The sequence below is a fragment of the Nocardioides sp. L-11A genome, from assembly GCA_029961745.1.
Lineage (GTDB): Bacteria > Actinomycetota > Actinomycetes > Propionibacteriales > Nocardioidaceae > Nocardioides.
In genome coordinates this window covers 5,287,355-5,310,309 of sequence record CP124680.1, presented here as the reverse complement: position 1 = coordinate 5,310,309, position 22,955 = coordinate 5,287,355, and the positions used below count along the sequence as shown (strand labels likewise).

At 73.0% G+C, this 22,955-nt stretch carries 19 protein-coding genes; 12 read left to right on the top strand and 7 right to left on the bottom strand.

From position 1 onward, the window contains the following. Window positions 1-69 precede the first annotated feature (69 nt). Complete coding sequence (locus QJ852_25430) at window positions 70-471, bottom strand: PIN domain-containing protein (GenBank protein ID WGX96473.1); 402 nt, start codon at window positions 469-471, stop codon at window positions 70-72. Continuing rightward, on the bottom strand, window positions 465-674 hold the full coding sequence (locus QJ852_25425; GenBank protein ID WGX96472.1) for a type II toxin-antitoxin system VapB family antitoxin: 210 nt from the start codon (window positions 672-674) through the stop codon (window positions 465-467). Before QJ852_25425 ends, QJ852_25430 begins: the two co-directional genes overlap by 7 nt. Before the next feature lie 158 nt (window positions 675-832). On the opposite strand from QJ852_25425, the gene QJ852_25420 reads away from it, so the two are divergent. The 5 genes from QJ852_25420 to QJ852_25400 all read left to right on the top strand — a co-directional run bounded on the left by QJ852_25420 (window position 833) and on the right by QJ852_25400 (window position 10,497). Beyond that, complete coding sequence (locus QJ852_25420) at window positions 833-3,238, top strand: DEAD/DEAH box helicase (GenBank protein WGX96471.1); 2,406 nt, start codon at window positions 833-835, stop codon at window positions 3,236-3,238. 195 nt (window positions 3,239-3,433) lie between these two features. Next, complete coding sequence (locus QJ852_25415) at window positions 3,434-5,509, top strand: hypothetical protein (GenBank protein ID WGX96470.1); 2,076 nt, start codon at window positions 3,434-3,436, stop codon at window positions 5,507-5,509. 257 nt (window positions 5,510-5,766) lie between these two features. After that, window positions 5,767-6,975 carry a hypothetical protein gene (locus tag QJ852_25410; GenBank protein ID WGX96469.1) on the top strand — a complete coding sequence of 403 codons (1,209 nt, stop codon included), beginning with the start codon at window positions 5,767-5,769 and terminating at the stop codon, window positions 6,973-6,975. A gap of 52 nt (window positions 6,976-7,027) precedes the next feature. Further along, window positions 7,028-9,808 carry a DEAD/DEAH box helicase gene (locus QJ852_25405; GenBank protein ID WGX96468.1) on the top strand — a complete coding sequence of 927 codons (2,781 nt, stop codon included), beginning with the start codon at window positions 7,028-7,030 and terminating at the stop codon, window positions 9,806-9,808. Next, a complete protein-coding gene (locus QJ852_25400; protein ID WGX96467.1) occupies window positions 9,805-10,497 on the top strand; it encodes an SWIM zinc finger family protein in 693 nt (230 codons plus the stop codon). Before QJ852_25405 ends, QJ852_25400 begins: the two co-directional genes overlap by 4 nt. 23 nt (window positions 10,498-10,520) lie before the next feature. Here QJ852_25400 and QJ852_25395 read toward each other — a convergent pair whose 3' ends face one another. Both QJ852_25395 and QJ852_25390 read right to left on the bottom strand, forming a co-directional pair. Continuing rightward, entirely contained in the window at window positions 10,521-11,090 is a 570-nt protein-coding gene (locus QJ852_25395; protein ID WGX96466.1) for a Uma2 family endonuclease, read from the bottom strand. Between the two features lie 119 nt (window positions 11,091-11,209). Further along, complete coding sequence (locus tag QJ852_25390; GenBank protein ID WGX96465.1) at window positions 11,210-11,803, bottom strand: TetR family transcriptional regulator C-terminal domain-containing protein; 594 nt, start codon at window positions 11,801-11,803, stop codon at window positions 11,210-11,212. A 69-nt stretch (window positions 11,804-11,872) separates the two neighbouring features. Between QJ852_25390 and QJ852_25385 the strand changes: the two genes are divergently transcribed. Continuing rightward, on the top strand, window positions 11,873-12,451 hold the full coding sequence (locus QJ852_25385) for a hypothetical protein (GenBank protein ID WGX96464.1): 579 nt from the start codon (window positions 11,873-11,875) through the stop codon (window positions 12,449-12,451). On the opposite strand, the gene QJ852_25380 is transcribed toward QJ852_25385, so the two are convergent. Then, complete coding sequence (locus QJ852_25380; GenBank protein WGX96463.1) at window positions 12,409-13,140, bottom strand: PaaX family transcriptional regulator C-terminal domain-containing protein; 732 nt, start codon at window positions 13,138-13,140, stop codon at window positions 12,409-12,411. The genes QJ852_25385 and QJ852_25380 overlap by 43 nt on opposite strands. A gap of 54 nt (window positions 13,141-13,194) precedes the next feature. On the opposite strand from QJ852_25380, the gene QJ852_25375 reads away from it, so the two are divergent. Together QJ852_25375 and QJ852_25370 are read left to right on the top strand one after the other, a co-directional pair. Continuing rightward, entirely contained in the window at window positions 13,195-14,232 is a 1,038-nt protein-coding gene (locus QJ852_25375) for a crotonase/enoyl-CoA hydratase family protein (GenBank protein ID WGX96462.1), read from the top strand. 4 nt (window positions 14,233-14,236) lie between these two features. Then, complete coding sequence (locus QJ852_25370) at window positions 14,237-15,865, top strand: acyl-CoA dehydrogenase family protein (protein WGX96461.1); 1,629 nt, start codon at window positions 14,237-14,239, stop codon at window positions 15,863-15,865. A gap of 236 nt (window positions 15,866-16,101) precedes the next feature. Here QJ852_25370 and QJ852_25365 read toward each other — a convergent pair whose 3' ends face one another. Beyond that, window positions 16,102-16,686, bottom strand: a complete 585-nt coding sequence (locus QJ852_25365) for a TetR/AcrR family transcriptional regulator (protein WGX96460.1) — start codon at window positions 16,684-16,686, stop codon at window positions 16,102-16,104. A 118-nt stretch (window positions 16,687-16,804) separates the two neighbouring features. Here QJ852_25365 and QJ852_25360 point away from each other — a divergent pair, with 118 nt between their 5' ends. Further along, complete coding sequence (locus tag QJ852_25360) at window positions 16,805-17,968, top strand: ScyD/ScyE family protein (GenBank protein ID WGX96459.1); 1,164 nt, start codon at window positions 16,805-16,807, stop codon at window positions 17,966-17,968. A gap of 12 nt (window positions 17,969-17,980) precedes the next feature. On the opposite strand, the gene QJ852_25355 is transcribed toward QJ852_25360, so the two are convergent. Beyond that, window positions 17,981-18,454: a hypothetical protein gene (locus QJ852_25355; protein WGX96458.1), complete on the bottom strand. Its 474-nt coding sequence runs from the start codon at window positions 18,452-18,454 to the stop codon at window positions 17,981-17,983. A gap of 85 nt (window positions 18,455-18,539) precedes the next feature. Between QJ852_25355 and QJ852_25350 the strand changes: the two genes are divergently transcribed. Genes QJ852_25350 through QJ852_25340 form a run of 3 tightly spaced genes read left to right on the top strand, consistent with a single transcriptional unit; the run spans window position 18,540 to window position 22,950 of the window. Beyond that, a complete protein-coding gene (locus QJ852_25350; protein ID WGX96457.1) occupies window positions 18,540-20,150 on the top strand; it encodes a carboxyl transferase domain-containing protein in 1,611 nt (536 codons plus the stop codon). 5 nt (window positions 20,151-20,155) lie between these two features. Beyond that, the gene (locus QJ852_25345) at window positions 20,156-22,000 is read left to right on the top strand and encodes a biotin carboxylase N-terminal domain-containing protein (protein ID WGX96456.1); all 1,845 of its coding nucleotides are present in this window, start codon (window positions 20,156-20,158) and stop codon (window positions 21,998-22,000) included. Further along, a complete protein-coding gene (locus tag QJ852_25340; protein ID WGX96455.1) occupies window positions 21,997-22,950 on the top strand; it encodes a hydroxymethylglutaryl-CoA lyase in 954 nt (317 codons plus the stop codon). Before QJ852_25345 ends, QJ852_25340 begins: the two co-directional genes overlap by 4 nt. The last annotated feature ends 5 nt before the right edge of the window (window positions 22,951-22,955 follow it).

The window sequence follows — 22,955 nt, the reverse complement described above, 5'->3', positions numbered from 1 at the left end:
CGGGTCACCTGCGGTTGCGTGAGCGAGCGTAGGGGACCGTCGCGGGGCGTGTCAGCGAAATGCCGGAAATCAGAGCAGCGACAGCTGCCGCAACTCGGTCACGGTCGCGATGGCCTCGAAGTCGGCGTCCCTGTGGAGCAGCGGGACGTCGTGCCGGATGGCGATGGCGGCGATCAGGCAGTCGACCGTCGAGTGCACCGTGCGTCCGGTGCGGCGCACGGCGCGGAAGATGGCCGCCGCGGCCCGGAAGTCGAGGTCGGCCTCGATGGAGAGATCCACGGCGGAGCCGAGGATCCGCTCGATCCGGCGTACGGCCAGCTCGTCGGTCGGCCCCATCGACAGCTCCATGGCGATCGGCTCGGACGTCGCCACCTCCTCTCGCCGGATCAGGTCACGTAGCGGCTCGTTCCCCGGATCGCCGGGGCGGCGGAAGTAGTCGATCCAGGCCGAACTGTCGACGAGGGTCACCACGTCTCGACCGGATCGTTGCGAATCTCGTCGAGATCGCCGTCCCAGCCCATGCCTTCGTAGCTGAGGATCTCCTCGGGCGTGAGCTTGGGTCCCGCTGCTCGGCGCAGTGCGAGGTCGACCGCCTCGCGCTTGGTCCTCAGGCCGTACTTCTTCATGACACGGGCGATCAACTCGTCGTCGATCTCGATGTTGGTGCGTGTCATACACATACGATACACCTCCGATCGGGGTGGTGCCGACCGTAGCCGCGGGGCCCGACGCCACGCTCCTGCTCGCCGCGGTCCTGTGGACAACCTCGGCGCAGAGGGTCGCCTGTGGATGCGCGGGCGGCCGTGTCGGGCGACGCTGGTAGACACGAGCCATGGACACCCGGGCCCTCACCGACGCCGCCGTCCGCGACCGCGCGGAGCAGCACCTCCGTGCCCTCGTGGGCAGCCCCGACGCGACCCTGTACGACGACCAGTGGGCCGCCATCGCCGCGCTGGTCGTCGACCGGCGCCGTGCCCTCGTCGTCCAGCGCACCGGGTGGGGCAAGTCGGCGGTCTACTTCGTGGCCACGTTGCTGCTGCGCGAGCAGGGCAGCGGTCCGACGGTCATCATCTCGCCGCTGCTGGCCCTGATGCGCAACCAGATCGCGGCGGCCGAGCGGGCCGGGATCCGCGCGGTGACGGTCAACTCGACCAACATGGAGCAGTGGGACGAGGTGCACCGCTCCATCGCGGCGGGCGAGGTCGACGTCCTCCTGGTCAGCCCCGAGCGCCTCAACAACCCCGGTTTCCGCGACGAGGTGCTGCCGCGGCTGGCCGCGACCTGCGGGCTCCTGGTCGTCGACGAGGCCCACTGCATCTCCGACTGGGGCCACGACTTCCGCCCCGACTACCGACGGATCCGCACCCTGCTGCGCGATCTGCCCGCCGGGATCCCGGTGCTCGCCACGACGGCCACCGCCAACCAGCGCGTCACCGACGACGTCGCCGAGCAATTGAGATCGGCCGAGCGTGTCTCCGACGACGAGAAAGCCAACGAGTTCCCGGAGGTCGTCTCTCGCCACGCTGCCGGCCCGGTGAGATCGGCCGAGCGTGTCTCCGACGACGAGAAAGCCAACGAGTTCCCGGAGGTCGTCTCTCGCCACGCTGCCGGCCCGGTGAGATCGGCCGAGCGTGTCTCCGACGACGAGAAAGCCAACGAGTTCCCGGAGGTCGTCTCTCGCCACGCTGCCGGCCCGGTGAGATCGGCCGAGCGTGTCTCCGGCGACGAGACCCTCGTGCTCCGCGGCACCCTCGACCGGGCGTCCCTGCGGCTGGGCGTGATCCGGCTGACGACTGCCGAGCAGCGGCTGGCCTGGCTGGCCGACCACCTGGCGGAGCAGCCGGGCAGTGGCATCGTCTACTGCCTGACGGTGGCCGCGACGCAGGAGGTGGCCGACTATCTCCGCTCGCGGGGCCACCGGGTGGCGGCCTACTCCGGCCAGACCGAGCAGACCGAGCGCCTCGCGCTCGAGCAGGCGCTCATCGACGGTGAGGTCAAGGCGCTGATCGCGACCAGCGCGCTCGGGATGGGCTTCGACGCGGCCCTGGGGTTCGTGGTCAACCTGGGTGCTCCCAACAGCCCGGTGGCCTACTACCAGCAGGTCGGCCGTGCCGGCCGCGGCGCGATCGACGATGCCACGGTGGTGCTGCTGCCCGCGATCGAGGACCGCGACATCTGGGCCTACTTCGCCTCGCTCGCCTTCCCGCGCGAGGAGTTGGTCCGCGAGACCCTCGCGGTGCTGGCCGAGGAGGGCCGGGCGCTGAGCACCGCCGCGCTCGAGCCCCGCGTCGACCTGTCGCGCAACCGGCTCGAGACCATGCTCAAGGTGCTCGACGTCGACGGCGCGGTGCGCCGGGTCAAGGGCGGCTGGGAGGCGACGGGGGAGCCGTGGGTCTACGACGCGGAGCGCTACGCCCGGGTCGCCGCGGCCCGCCAGGCCGAGCAGCAGGCGATGCTCGACTACCTCCGCAGCGACGAGTGCCGGATGCGCTATCTGCGGCGCGAGCTCGACGACCCGGAGGTGCTGGCCGACCCCGGGTGGCGGTGCGGGCGGTGCGACAACTGCGGTGGGCTCGGCCTGTCCGCGGAGGTCTCGGCCGCGGCGGTCGAGGAGGCCGCCGAGCGGATCGCCCGCCCGGGCGTGCCGATCGAGCCGCGCAAGCTGTGGCCGACCGGTCTGGCCGCGATCGGCGTCAGCCGGTCCGGACGCATCAAGCAGCCCGCGCAGGAGGGCCGGGCCATCGCCCGGCTCACGGACCTCGGCCACGGGGCGGCGCTGCGCGGGCTGTTCGCCGCGCCGGCGGACGCGCCCCCCGGGACGGCCCAGGACGGCCCGGTGCCCGACCCGCTCGCCCGGGCGATGGTCACCATGCTCCAGGACTGGCGGCCCGACGTCGACGCGATCGTGGTGGCCGAGTCGGAGCGCCGGCCCAGCCTCACCGCCGACCTGGCCGCGGGCCTGTCCCGCTTCCTCCAGGTGCCGATCGCCGGTCGGTGGGCCGTCGTCGACCCCTCGGTGGGCCCCGACCGCGGCGCCACCAACTCCGCCCAGCGGGTCGCCGCCGTGAGCCGGCGGTGCGCGCTCCGTCTCGACGACCCTGCCGCCGTGCGCGATGCCCGGGTGCTGCTCGTCGACGACCGCCTGGTCACCGGCTGGTCGCTCACCCTCGCCGCCGAGGCGCTCCACGAGGCAGGCGCGGCGGGCGTCGTCCCGCTCGTCCTCGGCATCGCGGGCTAGTCCCGCCGGCCACGCGAGCGGAGCACTGGTCCAGACCAGCCGGTCCGGCCGGGTGAGGTTGGGGGGTAAATGGCAGCGCGGGCCTGCCGGAGCCCGCCAGGCGCCGATAGACCTCTCCCCGTGGGTCTCCGACCCCACATCGCCGGGGGAGGAGAGGACCGAGGGCGGCGAGCCGAATCTCACCGAGGAAGTGCGATGCGTACTCACCACCCGGCCCGGCGCCTGCGCGCGCGACGGCCCCTCTCGATCGCCGCGGCGCTGGCCACCACCGCCGCGGCCCTGACCATCACGGGCTCGCTCGGCGCCCCCGCCGTCGCCGACCCGGTGTCGGCAGCGTCCGGCACCGCCCCCCTCCAGACCTGCACCGCCGCGCAGGTCCGCGCCTCCGAGCGCCACTGGATGTTCGGCAACAGCGCCGGCATCGACTTCGGCGTCGCCGGCGACACGGCCACAGCGGTCAAGGTCCCCGGGGCGACCGTCGAGGGATCGACCGTGGTCACCGACACCACCGGCAACCTGCTGTTCTGGTCGAACGGCTCGAGCATCTTCAACCGCGACAACCAGGTGATGCCCAACGGCAGCGGCCTGTTGATCAATGCGTCCGCCACCCAGACGGTGGCTGCCTTCCCGTCGATCACCAATCCCGGCACCTACTTCGTGGTGACCACGACCGGTGCGTCCGAGGTCGGCGGCGACGGCCAGCTGTACTACAGCGAGGTGGACCTGAGCCTCGATGGGGGCCTGGGCGCGGTGACGTCGGTCAAGAACGTCCCGCTCGGCGGTTCCACCGACGGCAGCGAGGCCCTGACGGCCGTGCCGAACGCCACCGGCGACGGCTTCTGGGTGCTGTCGACGAAGGCCGACGCCCCGGAGATCCTCGCCTTCGAGTTCGACGGCGACGGCCCCGTGTCCGGTACCCCGGTCGTCAGCACGCTGTCGACGGCCAACGGCAACCAGTACGGCACCCTCAACATCAGCAAGGACCTCACCCAGGTCGTGCAGCAGACCGGTTCCAGCACGGGCCGCTCCCAGATCCGGGTGCTCGATGTCGACGGCGCCAGCGGCGTGCTCACCGAGCGCTTCAGCTGGGACCTGCCGACCGGCTCCGGCACGGGCAACAACGGCTACTCGGCGGACTTCTCGCCCGAGGGCGACTACGTCTACGCGACCAAGATCTTCGGCGGTGCCCGCCTCTACCGCTACGAGCTGGAGGGTGCCTCGACCTCGGCCGAGGTCGAGGCCACGGGTGAGAACATCGCCGCGATCGGCAACGGCGGACAGGTCCGCCGGGCTCCCGACGGCCGGATGTACGTCGCCAACCGAGGTGCGGCCGCGCTCGGCGTCGTCGAGACCCCCGACGCCGCGTCGCCGGCCTTCACGGCCAACGGCTTCCCGCTCGTGGCCGGCACGGTGAACGGCTGGGGCCTGCCCCAGACGGTGACCGGATGCCCCAAGCCGCCGAACCCGCCGGTCGTCGAGGTCGAGGGACCGGCCGAGGGGGAGGTCTACTTCGAGGGCCAGGAGGTGCCGGCGTCGTACTCGTGCACCTCGCCCGACAGCACCATCACGTCGTGTGAGGGCACGGTCCCGAACGGCGAGGGCATCGACACCTCGACGCCGGGCCAGCACGAGTTCTCGGTGACCGGCACCGACGACAAGGGCCTGACCACGACCACGAAGGTCACCTACAAGGTCGTCGCCACCGTCGGGCTGTGCCGGGGCACGCCGCTGTCCCTGCTCAACCTGACCCCGGGGACCGCGAACGGGCCCACCAGCCCGTGCGCGAGCGACAGCCGGAAGGTGCTGCGGATCAACGAGCGCCTCACGACGAACCCGAGTCTCCTCGGCGGTCTGCTCAACCCGCTGCTGCGCAACACGGTGAGCACGGGGGTGCTGACCGGCACGACCACGAAGGGTGCCGGCCTGGCGGCCGCGACCGCGACGGTCGACGACGCGAGCGTGAGCCTGCCCGGCCTGCTCACCCTGGACGTGTCGGGCGTGCACAGCGAGGTCCGCTCCCAGCTGCGCAGCTGCACGGCGGCCGACGTCGCCGGGTCGTCGCACATCGCGACCCTGACCCTCAACGGCAAGAAGATCGTGGTCGGCGACAAGCCGCTGACGATCCCGTTGGTTGTGGGCTCGCTGTCGCTCAACCAGCAGGTGCGCACCGGCAACACCGTCACCCAGCGTGCGATCTTCCTCGACCTTCCGGGGAACCTGCTCGACATCGCCATCGGCGAGTCGACCGCGGGAGTCGTCTGCGGGAGCTGAGCCGCGACGGACCGAGCCCGATCGCGGGAGGTGGGACTCACCTCCCGCGATCGGGCTCTCCACGCGCGTCGATGATCGATACCGAGGGCTCGCACGCTCCGCGACGCCCACCGCGCCGCCCACCGCGCACGTCGACGGCGTCGCGGACGCTCGACGTACACCCGGTACGCGCCGTCGCGGCGGCGCCCGGCCGCCGCACGCGGTGAGCGCCGCTCGCTTGCACGATCCCCCGGAATCCATCATCTAGAGTCGAAAACATGACCGACGACGCTCCCGCGAACGGCACCCCCGAGCACCCCGCCGACGGGCCGCCGGCCGCGCCGCCGGCACCACCCGCCGCGCCGGGCTCCACGAGCGATGCCGGCCTGACGCCACCCGCCGGGGCGATCGTCACCGACCCGGATCCCGCGACCGACGAGCGCGGCGCGGGGGATCCGCCGCCACCGCCGGTCGGGACCGGGCTCCCGGGGCCGATCGAGCCGGAGTTCCCGACCCGCGCCACCCGGGCCGGCAGCGCCGGCGGCGTGGTCGCCCTCGGCACCGGCCTGCTGGGCGCCGCGGTCATGGTCGGTGCCGTCCGGGCTCGCGGCGACGGGGATCTCGACTGGTCCAACTACGGCGTCGCGCTCGGCGCCACCGCCGTGCTGCTCGTGATCGCGGTGCTGGGGGCCCTGGCGGATCGTCGGGCCGGAGGTCGCGCCCGCGAGGAGGTCGTCACCTGGCCCGGCGTCGTCGGCATCGGCGCCACCGCGCTGATGATCGGCATCGGGATCAACCGCGACGACGACTGGGTCGCCTACCTCATCGGCGGCACCATGGTCGTGCTCGCCGCGATCGGCTATCTCGCGGCCCGGCGGGCCGCCTTCGTCGTCGTCGCGATCCTGGGCCTCGCCCTGATCTACGGTGTCGCCTTCGACAGCGTCGTCGCCGACAGCATCGGCGACGGACACCCGCAGGTGACCGCCGCGGTGCTCGTGGCCGTCTTCGTCGTTGTCGTCACCCTCCTCGGCTGGGCCCTGCCCAGCCGCGCCGTCTCCGGCGTCGCCGTCGGGGCGTTCGGCCTCGCCGGTTTCCTCGGGATCCTGGCGTCGTTCGCCGTCATGCGCTTCTTCGCCGGGATCTTCGGCGGCATGTCGATGATGCTCGACCGCGACACGGGAGACGTCACCTCGGTGCTGGGCGCGGGCGGCGGCTTCGACGAGTCCGACGTGTGGTGGGTGGTCGTGCTCGGCGGCCTGCTCACCGTGTTGTGGGCGCTGGCCGCGGCGGTCTCCAACCACTCCGGCTTCTCGCTGCTCGCCATCGCCATGCCGGCGCTCGGCGTACCGCTCGCGTCCGTGGCGCTCGCGGCTGAGCATCCGACCTGGTGGGCCGCGATCGCGGCGACGGCCGGTGGTCTCGTGCTGCTCGCGGGCGTCCTGCTCGCGCGGCTGCGCGGTCGGCGGACCCAGAGCGCCCCGGCGTGACGGACCTCCCCGCGAGCGGGCCTGAGTAGGGGCCGCGGGTTAGGTTCCCCCTGTGAGCTTCGTTCCCGTCACCGGTCCCGCGACCCTCCGGTCCGGGGACCCGGCGACCATCGAGTTCACCGACGCCGACGGTGCGCGGCGGGTCGCCCTGCCGGTCAGTGCGGCACTGCCCGTGCTGAGCCGCTCGCGCAACGACGACGACGCCCATCCCAGCGTGCAGCTGCTCAGCGGGGCCGCGCTGCTCGGGCTGCGCCTGGTGGCAGCCGGCAAGGTCGCGCCCGACCCCACCGGCCGGGCCTGGCGGGTCGACGGGCTGGAGCCGCGCGACCAGGACGCGGTGGAGCGCCTCGCCCACGCCCGTGCGTACGACGACCTGCCGGTCGCCGACGCCGCCGGACTGGTCCGCGGCATGCTGGACGCCGTTGCGGGCACGCTGCCGCGCGCGGCGCCGAGCGGCCGACGGGCCCGCCCCACCGAGGCGCCGGCCGGACCGAGCCGGCCCGAGGACTTCGCCGACCGGGTCCGCCGCCGCCTCGCGGCACGTCGCGACGAGCGGCCGGACCGGGACGCCGACGACGCGGTCCTGCCCGAGCTGGTGCGGATCTCCCTGCGGGTGGAGGCCGACGAGGAGGAGCTCGTCGCGGGTACGGTCCGGGTCGTGCTCCAGGTGCACGACGAACGCGATCCGCTCCACGTCCGCGATGCGGCCCTGCTGTGGACCGGCGGCCCGGCGGAGCACGGCTTCGGGAGTCGGGCGCGGGTGCATGCCAGCATCGCGCTGCGGGCCGCGGCCGACGCGTGGCCGGTGCTCGACCGACTGCTCGCCCTCGCGGTGCCCGACCAGCTCACGCTCGACGGCGCGGAGATCGGGAGCCTGCTCGATCACGTGGGCGCCCTGCGCGACGTCCGCGTCGATGTCCACTGGCCGCGCTCCCTCGGCCCCGACCTGACCACCCGCGCCGTGCTCGACCAGCGCCGCGAGGGTGCCGGGCGCAACCCGGAGCTGCCGCTGCAGGAGAGCCCGTTCTCGACCGACGGCCTCTTCTCCTTCTCGTGGCAGGTCTCCCTCCACGGCGAGGCGCTCACCGCGGCCGAGATGGCCGAGCTCGCGCAGGCCGCCAGCCCGGTGATCAAACTCCGCGGCGCCTGGACCGTGGTCGATCCGACCACCGCCGCGCGGGCCCGCAAGCGGCTGATCCGCAAGGCCACCGGCGCGCAGGCCCTCGCCGCCGCGCTCGCCGGCGTCACGGAGCTGCCCGCGACGGGCGACGTACCGTCGGCGAGCGCCGAGGTGGTCGTCGGCGCCAGCCTGCTGCAGGTCCGCGAGCAGCTGCTCGGCGCCGCGACCCGCGCGCCCCTCCCCGAGCCGGCCGGCCTGGCCGCGCGGTTGCGGGGGTACCAGCGGCACGGCCTGACCTGGCTCGCCGACCTGACCGGGCTCGGGCTCGGCGCCTGCCTGGCCGACGACATGGGCCTCGGCAAGACGATCACCCTGATCGCGCTCCACCTCCACCGACTCGAGCAGGGCCTGTCCCACGGCGGCCCGACCCTCGTCGTGTGCCCGGCCAGCCTCCTCGGCAACTGGGAGGCCGAGATCGAGCGGTTCGCGCCCGGCATTCCGGTCCGCCGGTTCCACGGTGGCACGCGCTCCCTCGAGGGTCTGCGCGGCGGCTTCGTGCTCACCACCTACGGCACGCTGCGCCGCGACATCGACACCTTCGCCGGGCTCACCTGGGACATCGTCGTGGCCGACGAGGCCCAGCACGTCAAGAACTCCCGTACGTCGACCGCCCGCGCCCTGCGTCGCCTGACCAGTCGCGCCCGGGTCGCGCTGACCGGTACCCCCGTCGAGAACGACCTCACCGAGCTGTGGTCGATCCTCGACTGGTGCGTCCCCGGCCTGCTCGGCAGCCGTCAGGCGTTCCGCCGGGTGTGGGGCGCGCCGATCGAGTCCGGGGCGGAGCCCACGAAGGCCCGCCAGTTCGCCGACCTGATCGGCCCGTTCCTGCTCCGTCGCCGCAAGTCGGACCCCGGGATCGCGCCCGAGCTGCCGCCGAAGACGGAGACCGACCACCTGCTCGGCCTGACCCGCGAGCAGGTCGTCCTCTACGAGGCGTTCGTCAAGGACACCATGGCCCGCATCGAGCGCGCCGACGAGGACGCCCGCCGCGGCATGGTGCTGGCGCTGCTGACCGGCCTCAAGCAGATCTGCAACCACCCGGCGCAGTTCCTCAAGCAGTCCGGCGCGATCCGGCTCGCCGGCCGCTCCGAGAAGTTGGAGCTGCTCGAGGAGCTGGTCGCGACCGTGCTCGCCGAGGGCGGCGCCGTCCTGGTGTTCACCCAGTACGTCGCCATGGCCCGCCTCATCGAGGAGCACCTCACCGGGCTCGGGGTTCCGCACCAGTTCCTGCACGGTGGCACGCCCGTCGCCCAGCGCGAGGCGATGGTCCGCAGGTTCCAGGCCGCCGACGGGCCCGCCGGTGCGGACGGCGCCGGCGTCCCGGTGTTCCTGCTCTCCCTCAAGGCCGGAGGCACCGGACTGAACCTGACCCGCGCCGACCATGTCGTCCACTTCGACCGCTGGTGGAACCCGGCGGTGGAGGAGCAGGCGACGGACCGGGCGTACCGGATCGGGCAGACCCGGCCGGTCCAGGTGCACCGGATGGTCACCCGCGGGACGGTCGAGGAGCGGGTCGCCCAGCTGCTCGACCGCAAGCGCCAGCTCGCCGACGCCGTCCTGGCCCGGGGCGACGCCGCGCTGACCGAGCTCAGCGACGAGGAGCTGCGCGACCTGGTCACCCTGCGCCGCGAGGCACGGAGGACCACCGGTTGACGAGGACCACCTTCACCCGCCAGACCCGGCCCGTCCGCGGCGTCCGCTCGTGGTGGGGCAAGGCCTGGCAGCGCGCGGTCGAGGAGGCGGCGTACTCCGACGCGGAGCTGCGTCCCGGCCGCACCCACGCCCGTCGCGGCGACGTCGGCGCGATCAGCATCGAGGCCGGCGGCCTGCTCGCCGCCTGCCGTGATGCCGACGACGCCTGGACGGTCGAGATCACGATCCCCGTCCTGGACGACGCGGCGCGGACGGCGCTGATCGAGGTCGTCGCGGCCGAGTCGGGGCGGATCGCCGAGCTGCTGGCCGGCAACCTGCCGCACGACCTCGTCGAGCACGCCGAGGAGGTCGGTGTCGAGCTGCTGCCCTTCGGTGGCGAGCTGACCGCGACCTGCACCTGCCCCCACTACCTCGACCCCTGCCCGCACGCGGTCGCGGTCCTGATCCAGGCCGGCTGGCTGGTCGACACCGATCCGCTGGTGCTCTTCGCCCTGCGCGGCGTCGGCCGGGACCTGCTGCTCGCCGATCTCCACGCCCGCACCATCGCCCCGCGGGGCTCCGCCGACGATACGCAGGTCTCGGCCGATCTCGCCGACGACGTCGAGCTGGTCGTCGACGCGGCGGTGCGGGCAGCGCGCCTGCTGCCGCTGTTCGAGGCGGGTGCCGAGCTGCCCGACGGGCTGGTCTGATCCCGCCGGCTCAGCCGGCCGGGTCAGTCGACGAGATCGGCCGGTGTGATGGTGACGGGGAAGGGCAGCTCGGCGGACCAGGTCTCGTCCCCGGTGACGTCGGCGACCTCGACGTACGCGCCGTCGCGCAGCTCCCAGGCGATCAGGCGCAGTTTGACCGGGTCGATCGCCCAGTACGACGCGACCCCGGCGCGCTCGTACCTCTTGAACTTGGTGTTGAGGTCGTAGAGGGCCGTGCTCGGCGAGAGCACCTCGACGACCAGCAGCGGCGCGCCTTCGACGTAGCCGTGGTCGGTCGGCGGACCCTTCGGGATCACGACGACATCGGGCTGCACGGCAGTGTGGTCATCGATGATGTCGAACGGCGCCGTCAGCACCTTCATGGTGGTCGGCCGGAGTCTGAACAGCAGCGCGATGAGATGCACCACGACGTCCTGGTGCTCCTCGCTGCAGCCGGCCATCTCGGTCAGCACCCCGTCGATGAGCTCATAGCGAGCCCCCTCGCCGGTGAGCTCGGCGACGTCGAGCGCCGTCAGCGAGCGACCGACGGGGATCCCCGCCAGCAGGTCCGCATCCGGCGACAGGCTGGTCATGGTCCCCATGGTGCCTCACCTCCGTGGGATTTCCGAGAGTCATGGGGCCATGCTGGCCGCTGTGGAGTGGCCTCCCCACCGTTGATCGGGGACCTGTGGAGAACCCCGGCAGTCGGCGGTCAGGCGAGCGGTCGGGCCAGCGCGTCGAGGTGATCGTCGAGGGCCCGGGTGGCCGCCCGCCGCAGCCGCGGGTCGCGCATGGCGTGCAGGGCGAGACCGTCGAGGAGGGCGTGCAGGGTGGTCGTCTCCCGCCCCAGGTGACGATCGGCAGCGATCTGGCCGGCGTCGCGCAGATCGGTGAGACAGCGCAGGCACAGCCCGCGGATCGCCTCCTGGGCGTCGTCGGCCAGTGCGGTCAGCTCCGGGTGCCGGGGGCCCTCGGCCAGCAGGGCGAGGTGCACGTGCATCTCGACGGTGCGCTCGTCGTCGAGGGGGAGCAGCTCCCGCAGGGCGGCCACCGCCCGACGGCGCGGGTCCCGCACCCGGCCGTGGCGGGCGACGCGCGTCGCCGCCCGCTCGTGGGCCAGGCGCATGGCGAAGGCGAGGAGCTCGGCCTTCGTCGGGAAGCTGTGCCTCAGCGAGCCGAGGACCAGGCCGGCCTCCGCGGCGACGGTCCGCAGCGACACGGCGCCGACGCCCTCGCGAAGCACCAGCCGCCACACGGCCTCGCCGATCAGCTGCCGCCGTTCGTCATGGTCGATCGTCCGCGGCATGTCTCGATGTTAGCACGATCGTGCTACTGTCTCTGTTCTGGCATGTCCGTGCTACGAAAGGGAGCATTCGTGTTCGTCGCCGGCTTCATCGCGGCCTCCGAGATCGGTCTCTGGGTGCTCCTCGGGCTCGGCCTCGCGCTCCGCTACGTCGTCCGTCGGCGCCGCGCGAGCACGGTCACCCTGGCCCTGATCCCGCTGCTCGACCTCGCTCTGGTCATCGCCGTCGCGGTCGACCTGCACCGGGGTGCCGAGGCCGGTACGACGCACGGCCTGGCCGGGATCTACCTCGGGTTCTCGATCGCCTTCGGCCCCTCGATCGTGCGCTGGGCCGACGTCCGCTTCGCGCACCGCTTCGCCGGCGGGCCGCCCCCGGTCAAGCCGCCCAAGCACGGCCCGGAGCGGATGGCGGCGCTGTGGCGCGAGTGGTTCCGGGTCGTGCTGGCCGCTGTCATCGCGTCGGTCGTGATGCTCGGCCTGGTCGTCCTCGTTGCCGACGGCGACCAGGACGGCGCCCTGCTCGGCTGGATCCGGCCCCCGTGGACGCTCGTCGGCCTGTGGTTCCTCTTCGGGCCGCTGTGGGAGCTGCCCACCTCGTGGCGGGTCGATCAGCGCGAGGCGGAGAGCGCCAGCTCGCGCAGCTCGTCCTGATAGGCCGCGTAGGCGCTCCGCATCGCGCCGGCCGGCCAGTCCGCCGGCAGCAGCGCGGCCGGCAGGAGCGGGTCGGCCGCGAGATGCCGGACGAGGCGCGCTGCGACCGCCAGTCGCGGCGCGGGCGCGGTCGTCCGCTCCAGGCGCCGCAGCAGGCGTCGGCCCTCGCCGGCCCAGGCGGCCAGGTCCCACAGTCCGGTGGCGAGATCGGCGGGATCCTCGTCGGGGGTGGCCGTGAACGTGACGAGGACCGACTCGTCGGCGTACCCCCGCGCTCGCCGGAGGTTCGCGGGCCGGGCCCACACGCCCTCCCGCAGCTCCGCCAGCCGGTACGACGCCAGCCGCTCCCGCAGTGCCGCGCGCTCGGCTCCGGTGCGGCCGGTGACCACGACGACCGCCATCTCCCAGCCGCCGTCCCATGCCGTCTCGGCGTCGAGGACCGCCTCGTCCTGGCGGCGCTGGCGCGCGGCGAGCCGCTCGCCGAGGACGTAGTGGCGGGGGTCGTCCGCGTCGCGCTCCAGGTCGCCCGCGGCGACGGCGCGGGTCAACGCGACCCGCACGGTCGCGGCCGGGATGCCGAAGTGCTCGCCCGCGCGGACCAGCTCGGCGGCCGACATCCGGTCCGGGTGGGACCCGAGCAGCAGGCTCAGCATCGCCGAGCGCGCGGACAGCGGGGCGATCTCCTCCATGGTCACATGCTACACATCTAGACACGATTGTGGGGCGATGCGTAACATCGGGACATGGCCGACACACCCCTGTGGCGCCGCTCCGCGACCGAGGGCGAGCAGTCGCCCTACCGTGCCGTCCCGCAGCCGGCCGATGCGGCGCCGTCGTACCGGACCCTGACCTACGAGGTGGACGGCCGGGTGGCGCGGCTGACCTTCGACCGGCCCGAGCAGGGCAACTCGATCACGCCGGACACCCCGGTCGAGCTCGCCGACGCGGTCGAGCGCGCGGACCTCGACCCGCGGGTGCACGTCATCGTCCTCAGCGGCCGCGGGAAGGGCTTCTGCGGGGGCTACGACCTCGCCGCGAGTGCCGAGCACCTGATGGACGGCGGGATGACCGGCGCCGCGCCGCGCAGCGGCACCGCGCTCGACCCGACCGTGCAGATGCTCAACCACGACCCGGCCGGCACCTGGGACCCGATGGTCGACTACGCGATGATGAGCCGGTTCACGAAGGGCTTCGCGAGCCTGCTCCACGCCGACAAGCCGACCGTGGCGAAGATCCACGGCTTCTGCGTGGCCGGGGGCACCGACATCGCGCTGCACTGCGACCAGATCGTGATCGCCGCCGACGCCAAGATCGGCTACCCGCCGACCCGGGTCTGGGGCGTGCCCTCCGCCGGGATGTGGGCCCACCGCCTCGGCGACCAGCGCGCCAAGCGGCTGCTCCTCACCGGCGACACGCTCACCGGTCGCGAGGCCGCGGAGTGGGGCCTCGCGATCGAGGCACCCGCGCCCGAGGACCTCGACGAGCGCACCGAACGGCTGGTGCAGCGGATCGCCGCGATGCCGCTGAACCAGCTGATGATGGTCAAGCTCGCCCTCAACTCCGCCCTGCTCGCCCAGGGCGTGCAGAACAGCCAGCTGATCAGCACCGTCTTCGACGGCATCTCCCGGCACACCCGTGAGGGCTACGCCTTCCAGCAGCGGGCGGCCGAGGCGGGCTTCCGGCAGGCCGTGCGCGAGCGCGACGGCGCGCCGTACGACGACCACGGCCCGCAGACCAGCAAGGTCACCGACAGCACCGACAGCACCGACAGCAAGGGGTAGCGACATGTCCACCACCCACGAGGTCCTCAACCAGGTTCCGCCGCTCCTCGGTCACGACACCTCCGCCGACCCCGCGCTGCGCGAGGGCCTCGAACGCGAGGGAGCCGGCTGGGCGCTGTCCGAGATCGCGGAGGTCGGCCGCCTGGCCGGCACCGAGCAGGCCCGGGACTGGGGGCGCCTCGCCGAGCGGGTCCCGCCGCGGCTGCACACCCACGACCGCTACGGGCGCCGGGTCGACGAGGTGGAGTACGTGCCGGCGTACCACCAGCTCATGGAGACCGCCGTCTCCCACGGCATCCACGCCGCGCCGTGGGCAGACGACCGCCCGGGCGCCCACGTCGCGCGGGCCGCGAAGTTCTACTCCTGGAACGTCGATGCCGGCCACGGGTGCCCGATCTCGATGACCTACGCCGTGGTCCCGGCTCTGCGCGCGAACCCGGAGCTCGCCGCGCGCTTCGAGCCGCTGCTCACCAACCGCGCGTACGACTTCGGGCTGCGCGACCCCGCGACCAAGCGGGGCCTGATCGCGGGCATGTCGATGACCGAGAAGCAGGGCGGGTCCGACGTACGCGCGAACACCACGACCGCCACTCCGCAGCCCGACGGCACGTACCGGATCACCGGGCACAAGTGGTTCACCTCAGCCCCGATGTCCGACCTGTTCCTCACCCTCGCCCAGGCCCCGGGTGGACTGTCCTGCTTCCTGCTCCCGCGCGTGCTGCCGGGCGGCGACGCCAATCCGATCCGCTTCCTGCGGCTCAAGGACAAGCTCGGCAACAAGTCCAACGCCTCCTCCGAGATCGAGTACGACGACGCCGTCGGCTGGCTGGTCGGCGAGGAGGGGCGCGGGGTCAAGACGATCGTGGAGATGGTCAACATGACCCGTCTCGACTGCGTGATCGGATCGGCGTCGGGGATGCGGTCCGCGCTGGTGCAGGCCGCCCACCACGCCCGCCATCGCGCCGCCTTCGGCAAGCTCCTCATCGACCAGCCGCTCATGCGCAACGTCCTCGCCGACCTCGCGGTCGAGTCCGAGGCCGCCACCACCGCGATGATGCGCTTGGCCGGTGCCAACGACCGTGCGGTCCGCGGCGATGCCGGGGAGGCCGCCCTGCGCCGCCTCGCGCTCGCGGCCACCAAGTACTACGTCTGCAAGCGCGGCCCGGTCCTCGCCAACGAGGCGTTGGAGTGCCTGGGCGGCAACGGCTACATCGAGGACTTCGACCTGGCCCGCATCTACCGTGAGTTGCCGCTGCTCTCGATCTGGGAGGGCTCCGGCAATGTCGCCGCCCTCGACGCGCTGCGCGCCATCGGTCGTGAGCCGGAGTCGCTCGACGCGTTCTTCGCCGAGGCGGAGCTCGCCGCCGGTGTGGACGCGAGGTACGACGACGCGCTCACCTCGCTCAAGAAGGAGTTCACCGACGTCGACGACATCGAGCTGCGGGCGCGCCGGCTCGTGGAGCAGATCGCGGTGATCTTCCAGGCCGGGCTGCTGATCCGCCATGCCCCGACCGCCGTCGCCGACGCGTTCTGCGCCACCCGGCTGGCCCGGGATTGGGGCAGCGCGTTCGGCACCCTGCCCGCCGGTCTCGACCTCGCACCCATCCTGGAGCGCACCGAGCCCGGCTTCTGATCCGGGTCTCGTTGCGGTTCACCTACCGAATTCGTCGTCGATCCGGCGGGTTCACGACAAATCCGGTAGGTGAACCGCAAACATCGACCCCCGCGCCCGTGCCCGGCTTCTGGTCGGCGTGCCGTGCCGTGCTGTAACACGCTGTCCACCCGACTACCTGACACTTTTCCGCGGAAATCACGCCGAAATCGCCCGATTCGCGCAGACAACCGGCGCCCAGTCGGACGGACAGCGTGTTACAGCGCCGCTTGCGCAGCCACATCGACCCCGAGCGCCGCCAGCGCCATCGACCCGAGCAGCTCGCGCAGCGCAGCGTCGGGGATGCCGTGGCCGGCGCGGGGGGTGGAGTTGAGGAGCCCGAACGTCGCCTGGGCGGCGGCGTGGGCGCGGGCCTTGTCGAGGTCAGGGCGCAGGGCGCGGAGCTGATCGGCCCAGAGCCCGACGTACGCGCGCTGCAGGCGGCGGACCTGGGCGCGCGCGTCCTCGGGCAGCGACTCCCAGTCACGGTCCTGGACGATGATCAGCGGGCGGTGGCCCAGGGCGAACTCGACATGCCAGCCGACCAGCCCGCGCAGCGCGGCGGCGGGCTCGCCACCGCTCGCGGCGACCCGCTCGCGGCCGACCTCGAGCAGCCGCTCGCTGATCGAGGTCAGCATCTCGGCGAGCATCGCCTGCTTCGACGCGAAGTGCTTGTAGAGCGCGGGTCCGGAGATGCCGCAGGCCGCGCCGAGGTCGGCGACCGAGACGCCGTGGAACCCGCGCGCGGCGAACAGCTCGGCGGCGGTGGCCAGGATCTGCTCACGGCGGGTCGGCTCGGTCACCCCCGAAGGTTAGGCCACCCGACCTGGCACGTCCCCACGATGGGGCATGACGCGCCCGGTCCGGCGCTGCTAGGCAGGGTGACGGTGCGGTGCGCGCCCACGACCCGAGGAGCAGACCATGGGCAAGGCAGCGATCAGGATCGGTACGGCGGCGGCGGCGTTCGCGCTCGCGGCGACCGGAATCCCGGCGGTGGCGGGGCAGGCGGCGGGCCAGCAGGACGGTGGCCGGGCCGCGCCCAAGACGGTGGCCTCGCTCATGGGGCCCCGCGGTGTCGACGCCCTCGGCAACGGGCGGACCCTCGTCACGGAGACGGGTGGCACCTTCAGCCTCGTGATCGAGCGCCGGCACCGGCCGGCTCGCGTGATCCCGCTCGGCAACCTGCCCACGGACTTCCCGCCCGCGATCGCGAAGGGCCCGCGCGGCACGATCTACCTGCTGACCGGAGCCTCCGGCCCGCCGCCGGAGCAGCGCCCCTCGGTCCTGCGCGGGGCTGCGGCGCCCGCGCCCGCTGCCACGCTGTTCCGCTGGAAGCGCGGCTGGCCGGCGCCCCGGGTGGTCGCCGACATCGGCGCCTACCAGAAGACCGACCCGGACCCGTGGGACCAGGAGCAGTTCCCGACCGACAGCAACCCGTTCGGGGTCGTCGCCCTCGACGACGGCACGGTGCTGGTCTCCGACGCGGCCGGCAACGACCTGCTCCGGGTCTGGCCGAGGACGGGTCGGATCAGGACGGTCGCGCGGCTGATGCCCCGCACCGTGCCGGTCCCGGCCGGCCTGCCCGACGTACCCCCGGAGATGGGCGGACCGCTCCCGCCCGCCGGGACCCCGATCCCGTCCGAGGCGGTCGCCACCTCGGTGACGGTCGGGGCCGACGGCTACTGGTACGTCGGCGAGCTGCGCGGCTTCCCGGCCACGCCGGGCACATCGCAGGTCTGGCGGATCAGGCCGGGCGCGAAGAACGCGACCTGCGACCCCGCCCGCCCGCGGACGGGGTCCTGTCAGCGGTACGCCGACGGGTTCACCTCGATCACCGACCTCGCCGCCGGCCCGAAGGGTGTCTACGCCCTGGAGCTGTCGAAGAAGAGCTGGTTCGCCTTCGAGATGGGCCTGCCCGGCGCGCAGGAGGGCGGCCTGTTCCTGATCCGGCCCCGCGGCACCACGCCCCGGGTGCGCGAGCTGGCTGCGGGTCGGCTGGTGAACCCGGGTGGGGTCGACGTCAGCGATCACGTCTACGTCGCCGGTCCGCTGTTCGGTCCCGGAGCACTGCTCCGGCTCCGCTGAGCGTCCGGGCGCTCACCTGCAGTTGGCGGACAGCCACCCGTCGAGGGCTCTGCCGGTCGCCTGGTCCGCGGCCAGGGCCGCGTCGTAGTCCTCGAGCGAGGTGCTCTGGTGCACCAGCCGGTCGATGTGGGCGAGCTCCTCGACGGCCGCGGCGGGGACGGTGGCCGGGATGCCGCTCTCGTCGATCGCGTCGAAGGCCGCGATGATCCGCGCCCACGCGTCATCCGGGTCGCCGCCGGCAGCGTAGCCCTCGTCGATCGAGGCATCGATCTCCTGCATCACGGCGCAGAAGGTCGCGGGTGCGGCGGTGTGGTGCCACTGCGGTGGGGTGGACTCCTCGTCGACCGGCTCGTCCGTACCCGGCGTCGTGGTCGGGACGTCCGACGGCCTGCCGGTCTCATCGGCGGCACCGGACCCGCAGGCTGTCAGCAGCAGGAGGGGTACGACGAGTACAGGGGCGAGGAGTCGGACGGGGGCGCGGCGCATGGGGCGACCCTAGTTCGGGTCTGCCATGGTCCCCGCTGTGGACGTCCCATTGCGCACGCGGTTAATGATCATTAACCTGACCCCTGTGTCCGAGACCTCCGAGCCCACGCTCCGCGATCTCGCTGCCGACCTGCGCGAGCGGCTCGCCCGCGTGCGCCAGGGCGGCAGCGAGGCGGCCCGCACCAAGCACACCGACCGGGGCAAGCTGCTCGCCCGCGACCGGGTCGACGGCCTGCTCGACCCGGGCAGCCCCTTCCTGGAGCTGGCGCCGCTGGCGGCGTACGGAATGTACGGCAAGCCGGGTGGCCCCGACCAGGATTTCGCGGTTCCCGCGGCCGGCGTTGTCGCCGGCATCGGCCGGGTCGAGGGGCGCAACGTCATGGTCGTCGCCAACGACGCGACCGTGAAGGGCGGCACCTACTACCCGATGACGGTCAAGAAGCACCTGCGGGCGCAGACCGTCGCCGCCGAGAACGACCTGCCGTGCGTCTACCTCGTCGACTCCGGCGGCGCCTTCCTGCCGATGCAGGACGAGGTGTTCCCCGACAAGGAGCACTTCGGCCGGATCTTCTTCAACCAGGCCACCATGTCCGCGCGCGGGATCCCGCAGCTCGCCGCCGTGATGGGCTCCTGCACGGCCGGCGGGGCCTATGTCCCGGCGATGTCGGACGAGACCGTGATCGTCAAGAACCAGGGCACCATCTTCCTCGGGGGGCCGCCGCTGGTGAAGGCCGCGACCGGTGAGGTCGTCACGGCCGAGGACCTCGGCGGCGGCGACGTGCACGCCCGCAAGTCCGGGGTCGTCGACCACCTCGCCGACGATGATGCCCACGCGCTGCGGATCCTGCGCGGCATCGTCGCCACCCTGCCGATTGGGCAGAGACCGCATGTCGGCGGCCGGGAATTGCACGGTTTGGTCCCAAACCGCAACTTTTCTGACGCGCCCGTCGACGATCCTCTGGAGTCGCCCGAGTCGATCTACGACGTCGTGCCGACGAGCACCCGCACGCCGTACGACGTCCGCGAGGTGATCCGGCGCCTGGTCGACGGCAGCCGGCTCCAGGAGTTCAAGCAGCTGTACGGCGAGACGCTGGTCTGCGGCTTCGCCCGGATCCACGGCCATCCGGTCGGCATCGTCGCCAACAATGGCATCCTCTTCTCCGAGAGCGCGCTCAAAGGCGCGCACTTCATCGAGCTGTGCAACCAGCGTGGGATCCCGCTGCTGTTCCTGCAGAACATCTCCGGCTTCATGGTCGGCCGTGAGTACGAGAACCGCGGCATCGCCCGCGACGGTGCCAAGCTCGTCACCGCCGTCGCCTGCTCGGTCGTGCCGAAGCTGACCGTCGTCATCGGCGGCTCCTTCGGCGCCGGCAACTACGGCATGTGCGGACGTGCCTACGACCCCCGCTTCCTGTGGATGTGGCCCAACGCCCGGATCTCCGTGATGGGCGGCGACCAGGCCGCCAACGTCCTGGCCACGGTCGCCGGCCGCGAGGACGACCCCGATGTCGAAGCGTTCAAACAGCCGATCAGGGAGCAGTACGAGACCCAGGGCTCGCCGTACTACGCATCCGCGCGGCTGTGGGACGACGGCGTGATCGACCCCGCCGACACCCGCCGCATCCTCGGTATGGCGCTCGAGATCACGACGGCCGTGCCGACGCCCGCCCCCCACTACGGCATCTTCAGGATGTGATCCCCGTGGAGATCAAGACCCTCCTCGTCGCCAACCGGGGCGAGATCGCCCGCCGCGTCTTCCGTACCTGCCGCGACCTCGGCATCCGCACGGTCGCGGTCCACACCGACCTCGACGCCGACGCGCTGCACGTGCGCGACGCCGACGTCGCCCTGTCCGTGCCCGGCTACCTCGACGGCGCCGCCGTTCTCGCCGCCGCCCGGGAGGCCGGTGCCGACGCGATCCACCCGGGCTACGGCTTCCTCTCCGAGAACGCCGGCTTCGCCGCGGACGTCACCGACGCCGGCATCGCCTGGATCGGGCCGAGCCCCAAGGTGATCGAGCAGATGGGCCGCAAGGACGCCGCCCGCGACCTGGCCGTCGCGGCCGGCGTGCCCGTCGTGCCGTCGTACGACGTCGACGCGGACCCCGCGTCCTTCGCCTATCCGGTCCTGGTCAAGGCCGCCGCCGGCGGCGGCGGCAAGGGGATGCGCGTGGTGCGCGCGGCCGCCGACTTCGACGCCGCCGTGGCGGCCGCGAAGCGCGAGGCCGCCGGCGCCTTCGGCGACGACACGATCCTGGTCGAGAAGTACGTCGAGCGTGGCCGCCACATCGAGGTCCAGGTGCTCGGCGACAGCCATGGCACCGTCGTCCATCTCGGCACCCGCGAGTGCTCCGTCCAGCGCCGCCACCAGAAGGTGCTCGAGGAGGCGCCCGCCCCCGCGCTCGACGCCGAGCTGCGCGAGCGGATCCACAGCTCGGCCGTCGCGCTCTCCGCGTCCGTCGGCTACGAGAACGCCGGCACCATCGAGTACCTCCTCGACGCGAGCACGGGCGACTTCTACTTCCTGGAGATGAACACCCGGCTGCAGGTCGAGCACCCGGTCACGGAGATCCACAGCGGCACGGACCTCGTGGCACTGCAGATCTCCGTCGCCGCGGGCGATCCGTTGCCCTTCGACCAGTCCGGGCTGCGCTTCTACGACCACGCGATCGAGGCGCGGATCTACGCCGAGGACGCCTTCGGCGGCTTCCTCCCGCAGGCCGGTACGGCGACCGTCGTAGCGTGGCCCGAGGGCGCGCGGGTCGACCACGCGCTCGAGTCCGGCCAGGTAGTGAGCACGTCGTACGACCCGATGCTCGGCAAGGTGATCGTGGCCGGCCGGGACCGCCGAGCCGCCCGTCGCGCGCTGGTCGCCGCGCTCGACGACACCGCGATCCTCGGGCTGACCACCAACACCGGGTTCCTGCGGATGCTGGCGGCGGGCGAGGAGTTCGCCGTGCCCGGCGGGATCGACACCGCCTGGCTGGACCGCCACGAGGTCCCGGCGCCCGACCCGGCGCCCGCCCGTGCCCTGGCCGCCCGGCTCTGGCTGGACGCCAACACCGCGCCCGACGGACCGTTCACGGGCGACGGCTTCCGGATGGGCGGCCCCGCGGCGCCGGTCGTGGTGGAGTTCACCGACGGCTCGGTGGAGCTTTCCCCCGCACAACGTCATTCGCCCCGTGGGCTAGAGCCCTCAGAACGTATGACGCAACGCGTCTCGGCCCACCGCGTCGAGCTCGCCCACCAGGGTCAGCGCTACGTATTCGACCGCCCCGACGCCGGCGCCGACCACGGCGCGGCGGCCGGTGACGGGACCATCGTCGCGCCGATGCCGGGCACCGTCCTCGACGTGAGGGTCGCGGTCGGCGACCCGGTGGCCGAGGGCGACGTGCTCGGCGTCGTCGAGGCGATGAAGATGGAGCTGGCGCTCAAGGCGCCGTACGCCGGCACGGTGACCGCCGTCGGCGCGAGCACCGGCCAGCAGGTGGCGCTCGGTGTGACGCTGTTCGTGGTCGAGTCGGTGGAGTCGGAGGAGGTGCGATGACCGGGTTGCCCATGGTCGTGCCCGAGGCCGGGCTGCCGGCGAAGGTCACCATCTACGAGGTCGGCGCGCGCGACGGCCTGCAGAACGAGAAGTCCGTCGTCCCGACCGAGGTCAAGGCGGAGTTCGTGCGGCGCCTGCTCGCTGCCGGCCTCCCGATCGTCGAGGCGACCAGCTTCGTGCACCCGCGGTGGGTGCCCCAGCTCGCCGACGCGGCCGACCTGATGACCGGCCTCACCGCCGAGCTCGGCGACACCGCCCGCGGGCTGCCGGTCCTGGTGCCCAACCAGCGTGGCCTCGACCGTGCCGTCGAGCTCGGGCTGCGCCACGTCGCGGTCTTCGCCTCCGCGACCGAGACCTTCGCGAGCAAGAACCTCAACCGCACCCTCGCGTCGCAGTTCGAGATGTTCGCGCCCACGATCGAGCAGGCTCGGGCGGCGGGCATGGACGTGCGCGGCTACGTCTCGATGTGCTTCGGCGACCCGTGGGAGGGCGCCGTGCCGATCGAGCAGGTCGTCGCCGTCGGTCGGCGACTGCTCGATCTCGGCGTCGGACAGCTCAGCCTGGGCGACACCATCGGGGTCGCCACGGCCGGTCATGTGCGGGCGCTGGTCGCCGCCTTCGCCGAGGCCGGGGTCGGCTGCGAGCGCCTCGCGCTGCACTTCCACGACACCTACGGCCAGGCGCTCACCAATGTCCACGCCGGTCTCCAGTCCGGCGTCACGACGTACGACGCGTCCGCGGGCGGCCTCGGTGGCTGCCCCTACGCCAAGAGCGCCACCGGGAACCTCGCCACTGAGGACCTGGTCTGGTTCCTCACCGGTCTCGGCATCGAGCACGGTGTCGACCTCGACGCCGTCGTCGCCGCCAGCGTCTGGATGGCCGGCCGGCTGGGCCGCCCCAGCCCGTCCGCCGTCGTACGGGCGCTGGGGGCCGGTGCCGCGGATTCCTGACGCCC